Consider the following 16,043-nt stretch of genomic DNA (forward strand, 5'->3'; position numbering starts at 1 on the left):
GCTTGTTAAGGCTTTTCAGGCACCCGCCGCAGCCGCGACGATGCGCCGCAAGCCATGAAGGACCCGCATGCCGAGCGAGATTGGCGCCTCCCGCCCGCTCCCCGCCCTGTTACCCAGCCGCAGCGTGCAGAACGCCGCGGAGCTGTCGCTCAAGCTCGCCCAGAGCATCGCCGACCTGCTCCCCGCCGGGCAGAGCGCCCAGGCCGAGGTGCTCGGCGTCAAACAGGCGCCCTACAGCTTCCAGTTGCTGCTGCGCCTGACCCTGGCCGGCGGCCAGCAGGCGCTGGTCACCGCCGACAGCCCGCAGGCGCTGCCCCAGGGCAGCACCCTGAACATCTCCGCGCTGAGCGGCACCAGCCTGGCCGCCACCCTGCTCGCCAGCGCCCAGCAGTCCCTGGCCGACCTGCCGCCGCTGGACAGTCTCGACCTGGATCAACTGCCGGTGGGCAGCCTGCTGCAAGGCAAGGTGCTGTCCAGCACCGCCCAGGGCGGCTCGACGCAACAGCCGGCCAGCTACCGGGTGCTGCTCAGCCTGCTCGGCGGGCCCATGGCCGGGCGCCTGCTGGAGCTCGACTCGGCGCGCCCGCTGAAGACCGGCAGCCTGCTCAGCGCCCAGGTGCAGGACAGCCGCGCGCTGCTCTTCCTGCCCCTGGCCGGGCGCCTGGACCGCCTCGAACTGAACAACCAGCTGGGCACCCAGCAGGCCCGCCAGGCCTCGGCCGACGGCCTGCTCGACAATCTCCAGGCGCTGAAATCCTCCGCCGACCTGCCGGCGTCCCTGCGCGGCGCCATCGACCGCCTGCTCGCCGGCCTGCCCGACGCCCGCCAGCTCAGCGATCCCAAGGGCCTGGCCCAGGCGCTGCAACAGAGCGGCGGCTTCCTCGAAGCACGCCTGCTGCAAGGCCAGGCGCCGCTGCCCGGCGACTACAAGGCCAACCTGCTGCGCCTGCTCGGCCAGTTGCTGCCGCCCGAGCCGGCCAGCGGCAATGCCACGCCGCTGCCGCTGGCCACCCTGGCCAACACGGTGGCGGCGAGCCTCGCCGGCAGCCTGCCGGCGTTCGTCCGCAACGCCCTCGGCGCGCTGAACCAGAACGGCAGCCCGCGCGTACAACAGGCGGATTTCCCGCTACCGTCGCGCACGGTGCAGAAGCTGGAAGAGGAAGGTGACCTGGAGTCGTTGCTGAAGCTGGCGGCGGCCACGGTCGCGCGCCTGCAGACCCACCAGCTGAGCAGCCTGGTACAGAGCGAGCCGCTACCCGGCGGCGGCCAGATCAATACCTGGCAGATGGAAGTGCCGATGCGCGCCCAGGACTCGCTGGTGCCGGTGCAGGTGCGCATCCAGCAGGAGGATCGCCGCGAATCCCGCGACAACGAACAGGCCCGGGAAAGCCTGTGGCGCATCGACCTGGCCTTCGACCTCGACCCGCTGGGCCCGCTGCAGGTCCAGGCGACCCTGGCCCCGGTGGGCCTGAGCAGCCAGCTGTGGGCCGAGCAGGAAGCCACTGCGCAACTGATCGAGCGCGAACTCGGCACCCTGCGTCAGCGCCTGCAGAATGCCGGCCTGACCGTACAGGAACTGAGCAGCCACCTGGGCCGCCCGCCGCAAGGCGCGCGCACCGCGCTGGAACAACGCTGGGTGGACGAGAAGGCATGAAGAAACCGCACGCCGCGCCGCGCCAGGCCATCGCCCTGAACTACGACGGGCAGAGTGCGCCGACCCTGAGCGCCAAGGGCGACGCCGAACTGGCCGAGGCGATCCTGGCCATCGCCCGCCAGCACGAGGTGCCGATCTACGAGAACGGCGAACTGGTGCGCCTGCTGGCGCGCCTGGAACTGGGCGAGGCGATTCCCGAGGCGCTGTACCGCACCATGGCCGAGATCATCGCCTTCGCCTGGTACCTCAAGGGCAAACGCCCCGCTCCTCGTCAGCAGCCGGAGCTGCGGCCGTTGCTGGGCGCGCCTGGCGAGCCGCCTCCGAGCGTCCCGCGGCAGACCTGAAGGCGGGCGGCGCGGACACTTCGTCGGTCAGCAGGGGAAATGCGAAGGGAAAGCAGCCCTGCTCGGCGTCGGCGTAATCCACCAGGCTGGCGATGACCGAGCGCATCTGCCCGAGGCTGAACGGCCGCTCGAGCATCTGCAGCAGCGGCACGTGCTGCTGCCAGGCCCACTCCATCATTTCCCGGCGCTGCACCTCGGTGAAGCTGCCGACCAGCAGGAACTGCTCGATCGCCGGACTGCGCGCCAGGTGGGCCAGGGTCGCGAGGTCGTCCTCGCTGAGGCTGAACTTGTCGTAGATGAACAGGTTGTAGTGCTGCCCGCTTTCCAGCGCCAGGCTCACCTCGGCCAGGCTCGCGCACAGGCTCAGGTGGAAGATTTCCAGGCGGTTCAACAGGATGCCGTACTGCTGCAGGCATCCGGGGTGCGGGCAGAACACCAGGGTGCGGCGCGAAAGCGGCAACATGGCGGGTTCCTCGGATGATTGACTGCGACCACTGTAGCGACGCGTCCCGAGGAAAAAGATCGGATTAATCCGAAAACCCCCGAAGGGTATACCGACACCGCCTGGCTCAGTCCAGCGGCTTGTCGCCGCGGTGCAGGCGGGTGATCAGCTCGGCCTCGGCCTGGGACAGTCCGCAGGCCTGGGCCAGCTCGCCGGCGGACGCGCCCATCCCGGCCAGGCGCGCGGCCTGGGTGAAGGACAGGCTGGTCGGGTCGCGCTGCTCCAGGCGCGCCAGGCGCTCGGGCAGGCTGGCGAGTTGCTTGCGCAGCTCGCCCAGTTCCTCGCCCATGCGCACGTTGACCCGCTGGTAGGCCTCGCCGCGCTTGGCCAGCTCCTTCAGGCGCTGTTCCATGGCGGCGTGGCGCTTGGCCTGCTCGGCCAGCTCCGCGGCCTGGCGGCGCTGCCCGAGCAGCAGCCAGACGCTGAAGCCGATCAGCCCGAGGCAGACCGCGGCGAGCAGGAAGACAAGCTCGAGCACCTCAGATGCTCTCCAGCTCCGACCACTCTTCCTCGGTCATCATCTTGTCCAGCTCGACCAGGATCAGCAGCTCGCCGTTCTTGTTGCAGACGCCCTGGATGAACTTGGCCGACTCGTCGTTGCCGACGTTGGGCGCGGTCTCGATCTCCGACTGGCGCAGATAGACCACCTCGGCGACGCTGTCGACCAGGATGCCCACCACCTGCTTGTCCGCCTCGATGATGACGATCCGGGTGTTGTCCGAAACCGGCGCCGGGGCCAGGCCGAAGCGCTGGCGGGTGTCGATCACGGTGACCACGTTGCCGCGCAGGTTGATGATCCCCAGCACATAGCTGGGCGCGCCCGGCACCGGGGCGATCTCGGTGTAGCGCAGCACTTCCTGGACCTGCATCACGTTGATGCCGTAGGTCTCGTTGTCCAGGCGGAAGGTGACCCACTGCAGGATCGGATCCTCGGCACCTTGCGCAGACGTCTTGTTCATAGTTGCCCTAGCCTCTCGTTTTCGGCCGCGCCCGGCGTGCGGGGCGGCGGTTGTCGTTCAAATTCGTTGGCATGCCGCTCAGGCGCGGCCACGCATGGCGCCGCTGTCGATCAGCCCGGCGAGGGCCGAGACGTCGAGCAGCGCGCACATCTGTTCGATCACCGTGCCGGCCAGCCAGGGGCGCTGCTGGCGCTGGCTGCGCCACTTCACCTCGGACGGGTTCAGGCGCACCGAGCGGCTCACCTGGTGTACCGCCAGGCCCCATTCGTAGCCCTGCACGGAAATCACGTATTGCAGGCCCTCGCGATAGTCGTCGCGATAGCGCTCGGGCATCACCCAGCGCGCCGTGTCGAGTACCTTCAGGTTGCCCGACTGGCTCGGCAGTATGCCCAGGAACCAGTCCGGCTGGCCGAACAGCGGGGTCAGTTCCTTGCCGCTGAGCGGGTAGATCGAGCCCAGGCACACCAGCGGCACCGCCAGGGTCAGCCCGGCGACGTCGAACAGCAGGCACTCGAACGGCTCCGCGGCCCACAGCGGGCGACCGTCGTCGAGCAGCGCCAGCGGCGCCGGCGGCAAGTGGGCGCTACCGGGGCGGTGCAGGTCGATCACCGCGTCATCGACGACCGGCGCCGATGGCGTTTCGAGCAGCGCCAGCACCTCGCTCGGCACTTCGGGTTCGACCGGCGCCGGTACGGCGGCGCGCGGCGCTTCCTCGCGCGGGGCCAGGCGCGCGTCGCGCACCTGCTCCTCGAGCACCGCGGCCTCGAACTCGTCGAGGCTGACGCTGCTGGTGAGGCTTTCCTCGGCCAGCGGCGCGGCGACCGCGGCCGGCGCTTCGAGCGCGACCGGGGCCGGTGTCGGCACGGCGATCAGCACCGGGGCGGCGGCCACCGGGGCCGGCGCCTCGACCTCGAAGTCCTCGAATGTGGCCTCCTGCAGCAGCGCGTCCAGGTAGGACTGCAGCGCGAGCTGGGGGCGTGTGGCGGTAGCGGAACGGCTCATGCAGAAAATCCGCGCAATGGGTTCATCCAGCCTATCGGCCGGACCGGGGACGGACTTGAAGGCTCCCGTCGGAAAATCATCGTCAGGCCACCTGGCTCGCCGGCACCTGGCCGAGCAGGTGCTTGAGCAGCGCGCGGTAGGCGATCACCCCACGGCTGTTGGCGTCGTGGCGCGACGGCACCACGCCGTGGCGGCTGGCGTCGCGCAGGCGGGTGTCGATGGGAATGAAGGCCGGCCAGAGGGTGTCCGGGTAGGTGTCACGGAGCATGCGCAGGGCGCCGATGGACGCCTGGGTACGGCGGTCGAACAGGGTCGGCACTATGGTGAAGGGCAGCGCCTGGCGGCGCGAGCGGTTGACCATGGCCAGGGTGTTGACCATGCGTTCCAGGCCCTTCAGGGCGAGGAATTCGGTCTGCACCGGGATCACCAGGTGCTGGCTGGCGGCCATCGCGTTGACCATCAGCACCCCGAGCAGCGGCGGGCTGTCGATGATGGCGTGGTCGAAGTCCTGCCACAGCTGCGCCAGGGACTTGGAGATCACCAGGCCGAGGCCGTTCTGCCCGGGCGACTGGCGCTCCAGGGTGGCCAGCGCGGTGCTCGACGGCAGCAGCGCGATGCGTTCGTGGCTGGTGGGCAGCAGCAGCTGCCGCGGCAACCCTTCGGGCACCGCGCCCTGGTGCTGGAACAGGTCGAAGACGCTGTGCTCCAGGGTATCCGGGTCGTGGCCGAAGTAGCTGGTCATCGAGCCGTGGGGGTCGAGGTCGACCACCACCACGCGCTTGCCGGCGTCGGCCAGCAGGCCGGCCAGGGCAATGGACGAAGTGGTCTTGCCGACGCCACCTTTCTGGTTGGCAACCGCCCAGACTTTCATGCTGCTCTCCCCGGTCCGTGTGCTTGGTTCATGTTCTTCAATGCCTTCAGTCCCCCTGAGTCGCCGTCGGCGACGGGGGATTGACGCCCGCCGCCGCTGGCGCCTCGCTGGAGACCGACGGTGCAGGTTGCGTGCCAGCCTGGCGCAGGGCGTTATCCGGCTGCGCCTTGCCGCTACCCACGCCACTGACGCTGCGGCGCACCTCGAGGTTGCGGGAGATCACCAGCACCACCCGGCGGTTGCGCGCGCGGCCCTCGGCGCTGGCGTTGTCGGCGACCGGCTGGAACTCGCCATAGCCCACCGCTGCCAGGCGCCCGGGGTTGACCCCATCCTGCGCCAGCAGACGGACTATGCTCGCCGCCCGCGCGGTGGACAACTCCCAGTTGGTCGGGTACTGGCCGTTGTGGATCGGCACGTTGTCGGTGAAGCCCTCGACGTGGATCGGGTTCTGGAACGGCGCCAGAATCCCGGCGACCTTGTCGATGATGTCGAAGGCGGCGTCCGCCGGCATCGCGTCGCCGCTGGGGAACAGCAGGCTGGAGTTGAGGGTGATCTCGATCCACAGCTCGTTGCCGCGCACACTCAGTTGGTCGCTCTTGATCAGCTCGCCGAATTGCGCGCGCACGGCGTCGGCGATCTGCGTCAGCGGGTCGCCGTCGGCCTGGGTTTCGCCGCCCTGCTGCATGCTGTCGTTGGGCTGCTGGGTGGTGCGCGGGCGGTCGTCACCCACCGGGATCGGCTTGATCGAGCGGTCCGGCTGGTTGAACACGCCGGTCAGGGTCTCGGAGAGGATCTTGTACTTGCCCTCGTTGATCGAGGAGATCGAGTACATCACCACGAAGAAGGCGAACAGCAGGGTGATGAAGTCCGCGTAGGACACCAGCCAACGTTCGTGATTCTCGTGTTCCTCGCGCGGAGGGCGGCGGGCCATGGCTCGGCGTTCCTCAGCCGACGAAGCCTTGCAGCTTCAGTTCGATGGAGCGCGGGTTCTCGCCCTCGGCGATGGACAGCAGTCCTTCCATGAGCATCTCCCGATAGCTGGACTGGCGCAGTACCAGGCTCTTGAGCTTGTTGCCGATGGGCAGCAACAGCAGGTTGGCGAAACTGACGCCGTAGATGGTGGCGACGAAGGCCACGGCGATGCCGCTGCCCAGTTGGCCGGGGTCGGCCAGGTTGCCCATCACGTGGATCAGGCCCATGACCGCGCCGATGATGCCGATGGTCGGCGCGTAGCCGCCCATGCCTTCGAACACCTTGGCCGCCTGCAGGTCGCGGGCTTCCTGGTTGAACAGGTCGACTTCGAGGATGTTGCGGATGGCTTCCGGCTCGACGCCGTCCACCAGCAGCTGCAAGCCCTTGCGCGCGTAGGGATCGCGCTCGGTGTCGGCGACCGTCTCCAGGCCCAGCAGGCCTTCCTTGCGCGCGGTCATGCTCCAGCCGACCACCCGGTTGATGCCGCCGGGAAGGTCGACCTTGGGCGGCAGGACGATCCAGCGCAGCAGGGTCAGGGCGCGCTTGAGCACCAGCACCGGGGTCTGCACCAGGGCCGCGGCCAGGGTGCCGCCGACCACGATGAGCGCCGCCGGACCGTTGGCCAGGGCACCGATGTGCCCGCCCTCGAGAAAGTTGCCGCCGATGATGGCAACCAGCGCGAGGATCAGGCCGACCAGGCTGAGCACATCCATCAGCCGCAGGCCTCGGTCAGGTGCCGGCCGATGTCGTCGAGGCTGTACACCGCGTCGGCCAGGCCGGCCTTGGCGATGGCCATGGGCATGCCGTAGATGACGCAGCTGGCCTCATCCTGCGACCACACCTGGCTGCCGCTCTGCTTGAGCATCCGCGCGCCTTCGCGGCCGTCGGCGCCCATGCCGGTGAGGACCACGGCGAGCACCTTGTCGCCATAGGCCTTGGAAGCGGAGCCGAAAGTCACGTCGACGCAGGGCTTGTAGTTGAGGCGTTCGTCGCCGGGCAGGATGCGCACCACGCCGCGCGCGTCGACCATCATCTGCTTGCCGCCGGGCGCCAGCAGGGCCAGGCCGGGGCGCAGATGGTCGCCGTCCTCGGCTTCCTTGACGCTGATCTTGCAGAGCTTGTCCAGGCGCTCGGCGAAGGCCTTGGTGAACGCCGCCGGCATGTGCTGGATGAGCACCAGCGGCGCGGGGAAGTTGGCCGGCAGCTGGGTCAGCACCCGCTGCAAGGCTACCGGCCCACCGGTGGAAGTCCCGATGGCGACCAGCCGGTAGGGCTTACGCTTTGGCGCGGCGGAAGTCGCCGGGGCCGGAGCGTGGGCCGGTTGCGCGGTGGCGCGCGGCGCGGCGCTGGCCGGCGCCGGAGCGCTGGTACCGGCGCTGGGCGCCGGGCTGGAGAAGCCGGCGTAGCGACGGTTGCTGCGGGCGATGCTGTGGACCTTCTCGCAGAGCAGCTGGCGGACCTTTTCCGGGGTACGCGAGATGTCCTCGAAGTTCTTCGGCAGGTAGTCCACCGCGCCGGCGTCCAGGGCGTCGAGGGTGACGCGGGCGCCTTCGTGGGTCAGCGAGGAGAACATCAGGACCGGCGTCGGGCAGCGCTGCATGATGTTGCGCACCGCGGTGATGCCGTCCATCAACGGCATCTCGTAGTCCATGGTGATCACGTCGGGCTTGAGCGCCAGCGCCTGGTCGATCGCCTCCCGGCCGTTGGTGGCGGTGCCGACCACCTGGATCTGCGGATCGCCGGAAAGGATCTCCGAGACGCGGCGACGGAAGAATCCCGAGTCGTCCACTACCAGGACTTTGACAGCCATAAACACTCCTGATTAAAGCCTTGCGGGCGCGCGGGCGTCCCCGCGCGCCGGGTCAGATTCGCCGCGCGTAACGCTTGAGCATGCTCGGCACATCGAGGATCAGGGCGATGCGCCCGTCGCCGGTGATGGTCGCCCCGGCCATGCCGGGGGTGCCCTGGAGCATCTTGCCCAGCGGCTTGATCACCACCTCTTCCTGGCCCACCAGCTGGTCGACCACGAAGCCGATGCGCTGGGTGCCCACCGAGATGATCACCACGTGGCCCTCGCTGGATTCGTCGCACTCGGCACCCGGTACCAGCCAGCGCTTGAGGTAGAACAGCGGCAGGGCCTTGTCGCGGACGATCACCACTTCCTGGCCGTCGACGACGTTGGTGCGCGACAGGTCGAGGTGGAAGATCTCGTTGACGTTGACCAGCGGGAAGGCGAAGGCCTGGTCGCCGAGCATCACCATCAGGGTCGGCATGATCGCCAGGGTCAGCGGCACCTTGATGACGATCTTCGAGCCCTGGCCCTTGGTCGAGTAGATGTTGATGATGCCGTTGAGCTGGGAAATCTTGGTCTTCACCACGTCCATGCCGACACCGCGGCCGGAGACGTCGGAAATCTCGGTCTTGGTCGAGAAGCCCGGGGCGAAGATCAGGTTGAAGCAGTCCGACTCGCTCAGGCGCTCGGCCGCGTCCTTGTCCAGCAAGCCCTTCTCCACCGCCTTGGCGCGGAGGATGTCCGGGTCCATGCCCTTGCCGTCGTCGGAGATCGACAGCAGGATGTGGTCGCCTTCCTGCTCGGCGGACAGCACCACCCGCCCGCCGCGCGCCTTGCCGGCGCCCTCGCGCTCCTCGGGCGATTCGATGCCATGGTCCACTGCGTTGCGCACCAGGTGCACCAGCGGGTCGGCCAGGGCCTCGACGAGGTTCTTGTCGAGGTCGGTTTCCTCGCCCACCAGCTCGAGGTTGATTTCCTTCTTCAGGTTGCGCGCCAGGTCACGCACCAGCCGCGGGAAGCGTCCGAAGACCTTCTTGATCGGCTGCATGCGGGTCTTCATCACCGACATCTGCAGGTCGGCGGTGACCACGTCGAGGTTGGCCACGGCCTTGGACATGGCTTCGTCACCGCTGTTGCTGCCCAGGCGCACCAGGCGGTTACGCACCAGCACCAGTTCGCCGACCATGTTCATGATCTCGTCCAGCCGCGCGGTGTCCACGCGCACCGTGGTTTCCGCTTCGCTGGCGCTCTTCTCGTGGGCGGCGGCCGGCGCGGCGACCGGGCGCGGGGCCTCGGCGGGCTTGGCCGGAGCCTTGGGCTTGGCCACGGCGGCGGGCTCGGCGGCCTTGGCCGGCGCGGGAGTCGCTGCGGCTACCGGCGCGGCGGGCGCGTCGGCGGCACTGAACTTGCCCTTGCCGTGCAACTGGTCGAGCAGCGCTTCGAATTCATCGTCGGTGATGTTGTCACCGCCGGCGGCGGGCACCTCGGCTTCGGCCTTGACCGGCGTTTCGGCGGCGACCGGCGCGGCCGGCTCTTCCACCGCCCCGCCGAACTTGCCCTTGCCATGCAGTTGGTCGAGCAGCGCTTCGAACTCGTCGTCGCTGATGTCGTCGCCACCCTGGGCGGCGACCGGCGTTTCCACCGCGGCCACGGGTTCCGGGGTCGGCGCCGGCATCTCGCTGGCGCCGGCGAACTTGCCCTTGCCGTGCAACTGGTCGAGCAGCGCTTCGAACTCGTCGTCGCTGATCTCGTCGCCGGCAGGCGCGACCTCGGCGACCGGCGCCGCGCTCGGCGGCGCATCGGCGGCCGGCTGCAGGGCATCGAGCAGCTGTTCGAACTCGTCGTCGGTGATCGCGCCGTAGGCCGCCGGCGCTTCGGCCGCGGGCTCGGCGACGGGCTCCGGCGCGACGTCCGCGACCACCTTATCGTCCGCGCCCGGCTCGGCCAGGCGCGACAGGGCGGCGAGCAACTCGGCGGACGCCGGGGTCGGCTCCTCCTGCTCGCGAACCTGGGTGAACATCAGGTTGACCGCGTCCAGCGCCTGCAGGACGACGTCCATCAGCTCGGAGGTTACGCGACGCTCGCCCTTGCGCAGGATGTCGAAGACGTTTTCCGCGATATGGCAGCACTCCACCAGCGCGTTCAGCTGGAGGAAACCGGCTCCGCCCTTGACGGTGTGGAAGCCACGGAAGATGGCATTGAGCAGGTCCATGTCATCCGGGCGGCTTTCCAGCTCGACCAGTTGCTCGGACAGTTGCTCGAGGATCTCGCCGGCCTCCACCAGAAAGTCCTGGAGGATCTCATCATCGGCGTCGAAGCTCATTCGGTGCTCCCCACGGTGTGATCACACACCTCAAAAACCCAGGCTGGACAACAGATCATCGACGTCATCCTGACCGGATACGACGTCTACTCTCTTATCGGCAGCGATCTGCGGACCTTCACCCTTCTCCGATCTTTCTTTTTCGACGGCGTCGCGCAGGCCTTCGTGATCGTGCTCGATACCCGCGTAGCGATCGACCTGCCCGGCCATCCAGACCAGTTTGACCAGGTTGCTCTCGACGTCGGTGACCAGACGGGTGACCCGCTTGATCACCTGCCCGGTGAGGTCCTGGAAGTCCTGGGCGAGCAGGATGTCGTTCATGTGCGCGGACAGCTTGCGGCTGTCCTGGGCGCTGCTGTAGAGGAACGACTCGACGCGCTTGGCCAGCTCGCGGAAGGCCTCGGGGCCCAGCTCGCGGCGCATGAAGCGCGACCACTGTTCCTGCAGCGCCTTGGCCTCGTCCTCGATGTGACCGAGCAGCGGCGAGCACTCCTCGACCAGGTCCATGGTGCGGTTGGCCGCGTTCTCGGTCATCTGCACCACATACGACAGGCGGTCGGTGGCGTCGGCGATCTGCGAGACTTCCTCGGCGTGCCGCGAGCGCGGGTCGATCTGGAAGTTGACGATGGCGTTGTGCAGCTCGCGGGTGAGCTTGCCGACCTCCTGGTAGAGGCCGCGGTCACGGGCCTGGTTGAGCTCCTGGATGAGCTGAACGGCCTGTTGCACCTCGCCACGATCCAGGCTTTCGACCAATTCGCGCGCGTGTTTCTTCAGGGTCGACTCGAAGTCCCCCCTGGATTCGTTGACGGGTTCCATGACGCCCTCTTGGCCGGCTTCAGCCGCCGACCCGCTCGAATATCTTCTCGATCTTCTCTTTCAGCACCTGGGCGGTGAAAGGCTTGACCACGTAGCCGTTGACCCCGGCCTGGGCCGCTTCGATGATCTGGTCGCGCTTGGCCTCGGCGGTGACCATCAGCACCGGCAGGTGCTTCAGGCGCTCGTCGGCGCGCACCGCGCGCAGCAGGTCGATGCCGGTCATGCCGGGCATGTTCCAGTCGGTGACGAGGAAGTCGAAATTGCCGCTGTGCAGCATCGGCAGCGCGGTGGTGCCGTCGTCGGCCTCCGCGGTGTTGGTGAACCCCAGGTCGCGCAGGAGGTTCTTGATGATGCGCCTCATCGTGGAGAAGTCGTCCACGATGAGAATTTTCATGTTCTTGTCCAAACCTGCCTCCGTCCAGTCCCGGCGCGCCGCGCGGGCGTGCCTTGAATACCCTTTGGCCGGCGCCCTGGCGGCGCCTGCCGTGGTGCTTGTAGGCGGCGGGGCCGGCGTCGGGAACCGCCCGGCGCACCACCCCGACCGTCGCGCCGCCCTCATGGCGAAGGGCCAGCGTCGTGTCGAACCGACGGGATTCTATACGCCCCGCCGGAAAAATCCGTTACTTCCTGTGCGCCCGTCAGTGCGCGCGCCATTCCGCCAGGCGTGCGCGCAGGCGCGCGGCGCACTGGCTGTGCAGCTGGCTGACCCGCGACTCGCTCACCCCGAGCACTTCGCCGATCTCCTTGAGGTTCAGTTCCTCGTCGTAGTACAGCGCCAGCACCAGGCGCTCGCGTTCCGGCAACTTGGTGATGGCGTCGGCCAGCGCCTGCTGGAAACGCTCGTCTTCCAGGCCGTGGGACGGCTCGTTGTCCAGGTGCGTGGTGTCTTCCGCCGGGCCCTGGGCGCCTTCCTGCAACAGGTCGTCGAAGCTGTACAGGCGACTGCCCTGGGTGTCGCTTAAGATCGCGTAGTAATCGTCGAGGCTCATATTGAGTTCGGCAGCGACTTCCTGATCTTTAGCGTCGCGTCCGGTTCTCGCCTCGATGGTGCGGATGGCGTCGCTCACCATGCGCGTGTTGCGGTGCACCGAACGCGGCGCCCAGTCGCCCTTGCGCACCTCGTCGAGCATGGCGCCGCGGATGCGGATGCCGGCGTAGGTCTCGAAACTCGCGCCCTTGCCCTGGTCGTACTTCTTCGCCGCCTCGAGCAGGCCGATCATCCCGGCCTGCATCAGGTCCTCCACCTGCACGCTGGCCGGCAGGCGGCCCAGCAGGTGGTAGGCGATGCGCTTGACCAGCGGGGCGTAGCGCTGGATCAGCTGTTCCTGGGAGTTACGCGCCTGCGTCTTGCTGTACATAAGCGCTCCGGAGCCGCTCATCATACGGTCGAACCCGCACTCGGGTGCTGCACCAGGCGCTCGACGAAGAACTCCAGGTGACCGCGCGGATTGGCCGGCAGCGGCCAGCTGTCGACTTTCTGGGCGATGGCGCGGAAGGCCAGCGAGGCCTTGCTGCGCGGGAAGGCTTCATAGACCGAACGCTGCTTCTGCACGGCCTTGCGCACCGACTCGTCATAGGGAATGGCGCCGACGTACTGCAGCGCCACGTCGAGGAAGCGGTCGGTGACCTTGGTCAGCTTGGCGAACAGGTTGCGCCCTTCCTGCGGGCTGTGCGCCATGTTCGCCAGGACGCGGAAACGGGTCATGCCGTAGTCGCGGTTGAGCAGCTTGATCAGCGCGTAGGCGTCGGTGATCGAGGTCGGTTCGTCGCAGACCACCAGCAGGACTTCCTGGGCTGCGCGAACGAAGCTGACCACCGAATCGCCAATCCCGGCGGCGGTGTCCACCAGCAGCACGTCGATGTTCTCGCTGATGTCGCTGAAGGCCTGGATCAGCCCGGCGTGCTGCATCGGCGAGAGCTGCACCATGCTCTGCGTCCCCGAGGCGGCGGGCACGATGCGGATGCCGCCGGGCCCCTGGAGGATCACGTCGCGCAAGTCGCACTCGCCCTCGATGACGTCGGCCAGGGTGCGTTTGGGGGAAAGCCCCAGCAGCACGTCGACGTTGGCCAGGCCGAGGTCGGCGTCCAGCAGCATGACGCGACGGCCGAGGTCGGCCAGCGCCATCGCCAGATTCACCGAGACGTTGGTCTTGCCCACGCCACCCTTGCCACCGGTGACCGCGATTACCTGAACGGGATGCATGCCCATAACTCTTACCTTGTCTCATCATCGGCCCGGGCGCTTCTGGCGCCTGGGTCTGCCGATCGGGTGCTCTCCCGCGACCGGCGCTTACGGACCTGCTCGAGCATCCGTATCCGCCTGGCGCCCCCGTGGGGGCGCCCCTGGAAACTCTCAGCCGGCGTAGCGCGCCGGCTGCTGATAGAGGCCGGCGAACATGCCGGCCATGGTGTCCTCGCAGGGCTCTTCCGGCGCCTGCAGGCTCACCGCCCGGCTGACCAGCTGGTGCGCGCGCGCCACCTGCAGATCATCCGGAATTCGCGGCCCGTCCGCCAGATAGGCAACGGGCAGGCGTTGTGCTATTACCAGCGCCAGGGCGTCGCCCAGGCTGCCGGCCTCGTCCAGCTTGGTCAGCACGCAACCGGCCAGGCCGCAGCTGCGGTAGGCGTGCCAGGCGGCCTTGAGCACCTGGCTCTGGCTGGTCGCGGCCAGCACCAGGTAATTCTTCACGTTCAGGCTCTGCGCCGCCAGCGCTTCGAGCTGCATGCGCAGCGCCGGGTCGCTCGCCGGAATCCCGGCGGTGTCGATCAGCACCAGGCGCTTGCCCGCCAGCGGGGCCATGGCCTGTACCAGAGACTGCCCCGGATCGACCAGGGTCACCGGCACGTTGAGGATGCGTCCCAGCGACTTGATCTGCTCCTGGGCGCCCAGGCGGAAACTGTCCATGCCCACCAGCGCCAGGCTCTGCGCACCGTACTTGAGGACATAGCGCGCGGCGAGCTTGGCCAGGGTGGTGGTCTTGCCCATGCCGGCCGGGCCGACCAGGGCGATCACCCCGCCCTGCTCCAGCAGGTCGACGTCGGGGGTGCGGATGGCCCGCGCCAGGTGGGCCAGGAGCATGCGCCAGGCCTGCTTGGGATCGGCGATCGACGCTACGCGTTCGAGCAGCTTGCGGCTCAGGTCGGCCGGCACGCCCATGCGTTGCAGGCGGCGCCACAGGCCGGCCTGTTTCGGACGCTGGCTCTGCATCTGGGTCCAGGCGATGGAGCCCAGCTGCACTTCGAGCAGCTCGCGCAGGCCGTTGAGTTCGAAGCGCATGGCGTCCAGCGCCTGCTGGCTGGCGGCGGCCGGCGCGGCGCTCGGCGCCGGGGTGGCCATGGCCTCGGCCAGGCTCGGGCGCTTGGCCGGCTCGGCGCCGTACATTTGACGGTCCTTGCGCGGAGTGGCCGCGGCGCGGGTCGGGCTTTCCAGCTCGGCGCGGGCCTGGGCGATGCGCGCCTGGGTCTGGCGCAGCTCGGCTTCCAGCGCCGGGTTGGGCTTGTTGGTCGCGGCCGGCGGCTGGTAGTCCAGCGCAGCGGTCAGCTCGACACCGCCGGCGACCCGGCGGTTGCCGATGATCGCGGCATCCGCGCCCAGCTCGTCGCGAACCAGTTTCATGGCCTGACGCATATCGGCGGCGAAGAAGCGTTTAACCTGCATGGCGCTGTCCTTCAATTCTGTCCAACGGTGGCGACGATGGTGACTTGCTTGTTATCCGGAATTTCCTGGTAGGCCAGCACGCTCATGCTCGGCACCGCCATCCGCGCGAATCGCGACATCATCGCGCGGATCGGCCCGGCTACCAGCAGGATCGCCGGCTTGCCGAGCATTTCCTGGCGCTGCGCGGTCTCGACCAGCGAGCGTTGCAGTTTTTCGGCCATGCCCGGCTCCAGCAGAATGCCGTCTTCCGAACCCTGTCCGGCCTTCTGCATACTGTTGAGCAAGATCTGTTCCAACCTGGGCTCCAGGGTGATCACAGGCAGCTCCGGCTCTAGTCCCACAATGCCTTGGACGATTGCGCGGCTCAGCGCGACGCGCACCGCTGCCACCATGGCGGCGGGATCTTGACTCTTGGCGGCGACGTTGGCGATGGCTTCGGCGATGGTGCGAATGTCGCGCACCGGCACCTGCTCCTGCAGCAGCGCCTGCAGGACCTTGAGCAGGGTGGACAGCGAGATCAGCCCCGGCACCAGTTCCTCGGCCAGCTTCGGCGAGGTCTTGGCCAGCAGTTGCAGCAGTTGCTGGACTTCCTCGTGGCCGAGCAGCTCGTGGGCGTGCTTGTGCAGCACCTGGTTGAGGTGGGTGGCGACCACGGTGCTGGCGTCCACCACGGTGTAGCCCAGGGACTGCGCCTGGTCGCGCTGGCCGGCCTCGATCCACACCGCTTCCAGGCCGAAGGCCGGGTCGCGCCCGGCGATGCCGTTGAGGGTGCCGAACACCTGGCCGGGGTTGATCGCCAGTTCGCGGTCCGGGTAGATCTCCGCTTCCGCCACGCTGACACCCATGAGCGTCAAACGATAGGCGTTGGGCAGCAGGTCGAGGTTGTCGCGGATGTGCACCGAAGGCATCAGGAAGCCCATGTCCTGGGACAGCTTCTTGCGCACGCCCTTGATCCGCGCCAGCAACTGGCCACCCTGGTTGCGGTCGACCAGCGGGATCAGCCGGTAGCCGACTTCCAGGCCGACCATGTCCACCGGGGTGACGTCGTCCCAGCCCAGTTCCTTGGTCTCCTGGGCCCGCTGCGCCGGCAGCAGCTCCTGCTGGCGCTGGGTTTCCTGGACTTCGGCCTGCACCGCCTTGCGCTGGCGCT

Annotated in this window: 17 protein-coding genes; 2 read left to right on the top strand and 15 right to left on the bottom strand. The window is 68.3% G+C overall.

The genetic code is table 11. The features are described 5' to 3' along the window. The first annotated feature begins 67 nt into the window (after window positions 1–67). Together P3W75_RS29475 and P3W75_RS29480 are read left to right on the top strand one after the other, a co-directional pair. Window positions 68–1,654 (top strand): flagellar hook-length control protein FliK, encoded by a 1,587-nt coding sequence (locus tag P3W75_RS29475; RefSeq protein WP_276230863.1) that lies wholly within the window; start codon window positions 68–70, stop codon window positions 1,652–1,654. Next, on the top strand, window positions 1,651–1,998 hold the full coding sequence (locus tag P3W75_RS29480) for an EscU/YscU/HrcU family type III secretion system export apparatus switch protein (RefSeq protein ID WP_276230864.1): 348 nt from the start codon (window positions 1,651–1,653) through the stop codon (window positions 1,996–1,998). Before P3W75_RS29475 ends, P3W75_RS29480 begins: the two co-directional genes overlap by 4 nt. Here the strand turns inward: P3W75_RS29480 and P3W75_RS29485 are convergent. The 15 genes from P3W75_RS29485 to P3W75_RS29555 all read right to left on the bottom strand — a co-directional run. After that, window positions 1,901–2,461: a hypothetical protein gene (locus tag P3W75_RS29485; protein WP_276230865.1), complete on the bottom strand. Its 561-nt coding sequence runs from the start codon at window positions 2,459–2,461 to the stop codon at window positions 1,901–1,903. The two genes, P3W75_RS29480 and P3W75_RS29485, sit on opposite strands and share 98 nt — an antisense overlap. A gap of 106 nt (window positions 2,462–2,567) precedes the next feature. Beyond that, the gene (locus P3W75_RS29490; protein ID WP_276230866.1) at window positions 2,568–2,978 is read right to left on the bottom strand and encodes a DUF2802 domain-containing protein; all 411 of its coding nucleotides are present in this window, start codon (window positions 2,976–2,978) and stop codon (window positions 2,568–2,570) included. Between the two features lies 1 nt (window position 2,979). After that, complete coding sequence (locus tag P3W75_RS29495) at window positions 2,980–3,459, bottom strand: chemotaxis protein CheW (protein WP_009621111.1); 480 nt, start codon at window positions 3,457–3,459, stop codon at window positions 2,980–2,982. Between the two features lie 78 nt (window positions 3,460–3,537). After that, entirely contained in the window at window positions 3,538–4,461 is a 924-nt protein-coding gene (locus P3W75_RS29500) for a CheW domain-containing protein (protein WP_276230867.1), read from the bottom strand. A gap of 82 nt (window positions 4,462–4,543) precedes the next feature. Further along, window positions 4,544–5,332, bottom strand: a complete 789-nt coding sequence (locus tag P3W75_RS29505) for a ParA family protein (protein ID WP_276230868.1) — start codon at window positions 5,330–5,332, stop codon at window positions 4,544–4,546. 46 nt (window positions 5,333–5,378) lie between these two features. Continuing rightward, window positions 5,379–6,263 (bottom strand): flagellar motor protein MotD, encoded by an 885-nt coding sequence (gene motD / locus P3W75_RS29510; protein ID WP_276230869.1) that lies wholly within the window; start codon window positions 6,261–6,263, stop codon window positions 5,379–5,381. A gap of 13 nt (window positions 6,264–6,276) precedes the next feature. Then, on the bottom strand, window positions 6,277–7,017 hold the full coding sequence (locus P3W75_RS29515) for a flagellar motor protein (RefSeq protein ID WP_276230870.1): 741 nt from the start codon (window positions 7,015–7,017) through the stop codon (window positions 6,277–6,279). Then, complete coding sequence (locus P3W75_RS29520; RefSeq protein ID WP_276230871.1) at window positions 7,017–8,114, bottom strand: protein-glutamate methylesterase/protein-glutamine glutaminase; 1,098 nt, start codon at window positions 8,112–8,114, stop codon at window positions 7,017–7,019. Before P3W75_RS29520 ends, P3W75_RS29515 begins: the two co-directional genes overlap by 1 nt. Window positions 8,115–8,166: 52 nt before the next feature. Beyond that, the gene (locus tag P3W75_RS29525) at window positions 8,167–10,419 is read right to left on the bottom strand and encodes a chemotaxis protein CheA (protein ID WP_276230872.1); all 2,253 of its coding nucleotides are present in this window, start codon (window positions 10,417–10,419) and stop codon (window positions 8,167–8,169) included. Between the two features lie 30 nt (window positions 10,420–10,449). Next, on the bottom strand, window positions 10,450–11,235 hold the full coding sequence (locus P3W75_RS29530) for a protein phosphatase CheZ (RefSeq protein WP_276230873.1): 786 nt from the start codon (window positions 11,233–11,235) through the stop codon (window positions 10,450–10,452). Between the two features lie 19 nt (window positions 11,236–11,254). Then, window positions 11,255–11,629, bottom strand: a complete 375-nt coding sequence (locus tag P3W75_RS29535) for a chemotaxis response regulator CheY (protein WP_009621098.1) — start codon at window positions 11,627–11,629, stop codon at window positions 11,255–11,257. A 244-nt stretch (window positions 11,630–11,873) separates the two neighbouring features. Beyond that, window positions 11,874–12,617: an RNA polymerase sigma factor FliA gene (gene fliA / locus P3W75_RS29540; protein ID WP_276230874.1), complete on the bottom strand. Its 744-nt coding sequence runs from the start codon at window positions 12,615–12,617 to the stop codon at window positions 11,874–11,876. Further along, complete coding sequence (gene fleN, locus P3W75_RS29545; RefSeq protein ID WP_276230875.1) at window positions 12,614–13,444, bottom strand: flagellar synthesis regulator FleN; 831 nt, start codon at window positions 13,442–13,444, stop codon at window positions 12,614–12,616. The genes fliA and fleN overlap by 4 nt, the downstream gene beginning before the upstream one ends. A gap of 144 nt (window positions 13,445–13,588) precedes the next feature. Beyond that, the gene (flhF, locus tag P3W75_RS29550) at window positions 13,589–14,893 is read right to left on the bottom strand and encodes a flagellar biosynthesis protein FlhF (RefSeq protein ID WP_276230876.1); all 1,305 of its coding nucleotides are present in this window, start codon (window positions 14,891–14,893) and stop codon (window positions 13,589–13,591) included. Between the two features lie 11 nt (window positions 14,894–14,904). Beyond that, window positions 14,905–16,043 (bottom strand): FHIPEP family type III secretion protein (locus P3W75_RS29555; RefSeq protein WP_276230877.1); only part of this gene is annotated, 1,139 nt, incomplete at its 5' end.

This window comes from Pseudomonas citronellolis (genome assembly GCF_029335315.1).
Taxonomy (GTDB): Bacteria; Pseudomonadota; Gammaproteobacteria; order Pseudomonadales; family Pseudomonadaceae; genus Pseudomonas; species Pseudomonas citronellolis_A.

Bases quoted from the DNA above. Each gene is read 5' to 3' on its own strand.
- motD (WP_276230869.1), bottom strand. From the start codon at position 6,263: ATGGCCCGCCGCCCTCCGCGCGAGGAACACGAGAATCACGAACGTTGG.
- P3W75_RS29535 (WP_009621098.1), bottom strand. From the start codon at position 11,629: ATGAAAATTCTCATCGTGGACGACTTCTCCACGATGAGGCGCATCATC.
- P3W75_RS29530 (WP_276230873.1), bottom strand. From the start codon at position 11,235: ATGGAACCCGTCAACGAATCCAGGGGGGACTTCGAGTCGACCCTGAAG.
- P3W75_RS29500 (WP_276230867.1), bottom strand. From the start codon at position 4,461: ATGAGCCGTTCCGCTACCGCCACACGCCCCCAGCTCGCGCTGCAGTCC.
- P3W75_RS29515 (WP_276230870.1), bottom strand. From the start codon at position 7,017: ATGGATGTGCTCAGCCTGGTCGGCCTGATCCTCGCGCTGGTTGCCATC.
- P3W75_RS29520 (WP_276230871.1), bottom strand. From the start codon at position 8,114: ATGGCTGTCAAAGTCCTGGTAGTGGACGACTCGGGATTCTTCCGTCGC.
- fliA (WP_276230874.1), bottom strand. From the start codon at position 12,617: ATGATGAGCGGCTCCGGAGCGCTTATGTACAGCAAGACGCAGGCGCGT.
- P3W75_RS29495 (WP_009621111.1), bottom strand. From the start codon at position 3,459: ATGAACAAGACGTCTGCGCAAGGTGCCGAGGATCCGATCCTGCAGTGG.
- P3W75_RS29475 (WP_276230863.1), top strand. From the start codon at position 68: ATGCCGAGCGAGATTGGCGCCTCCCGCCCGCTCCCCGCCCTGTTACCC.
- P3W75_RS29505 (WP_276230868.1), bottom strand. From the start codon at position 5,332: ATGAAAGTCTGGGCGGTTGCCAACCAGAAAGGTGGCGTCGGCAAGACC.
- P3W75_RS29525 (WP_276230872.1), bottom strand. From the start codon at position 10,419: ATGAGCTTCGACGCCGATGATGAGATCCTCCAGGACTTTCTGGTGGAG.
- flhF (WP_276230876.1), bottom strand. From the start codon at position 14,893: ATGCAGGTTAAACGCTTCTTCGCCGCCGATATGCGTCAGGCCATGAAA.
- P3W75_RS29485 (WP_276230865.1), bottom strand. From the start codon at position 2,461: ATGTTGCCGCTTTCGCGCCGCACCCTGGTGTTCTGCCCGCACCCCGGA.
- P3W75_RS29480 (WP_276230864.1), top strand. From the start codon at position 1,651: ATGAAGAAACCGCACGCCGCGCCGCGCCAGGCCATCGCCCTGAACTAC.
- fleN (WP_276230875.1), bottom strand. From the start codon at position 13,444: ATGGGCATGCATCCCGTTCAGGTAATCGCGGTCACCGGTGGCAAGGGT.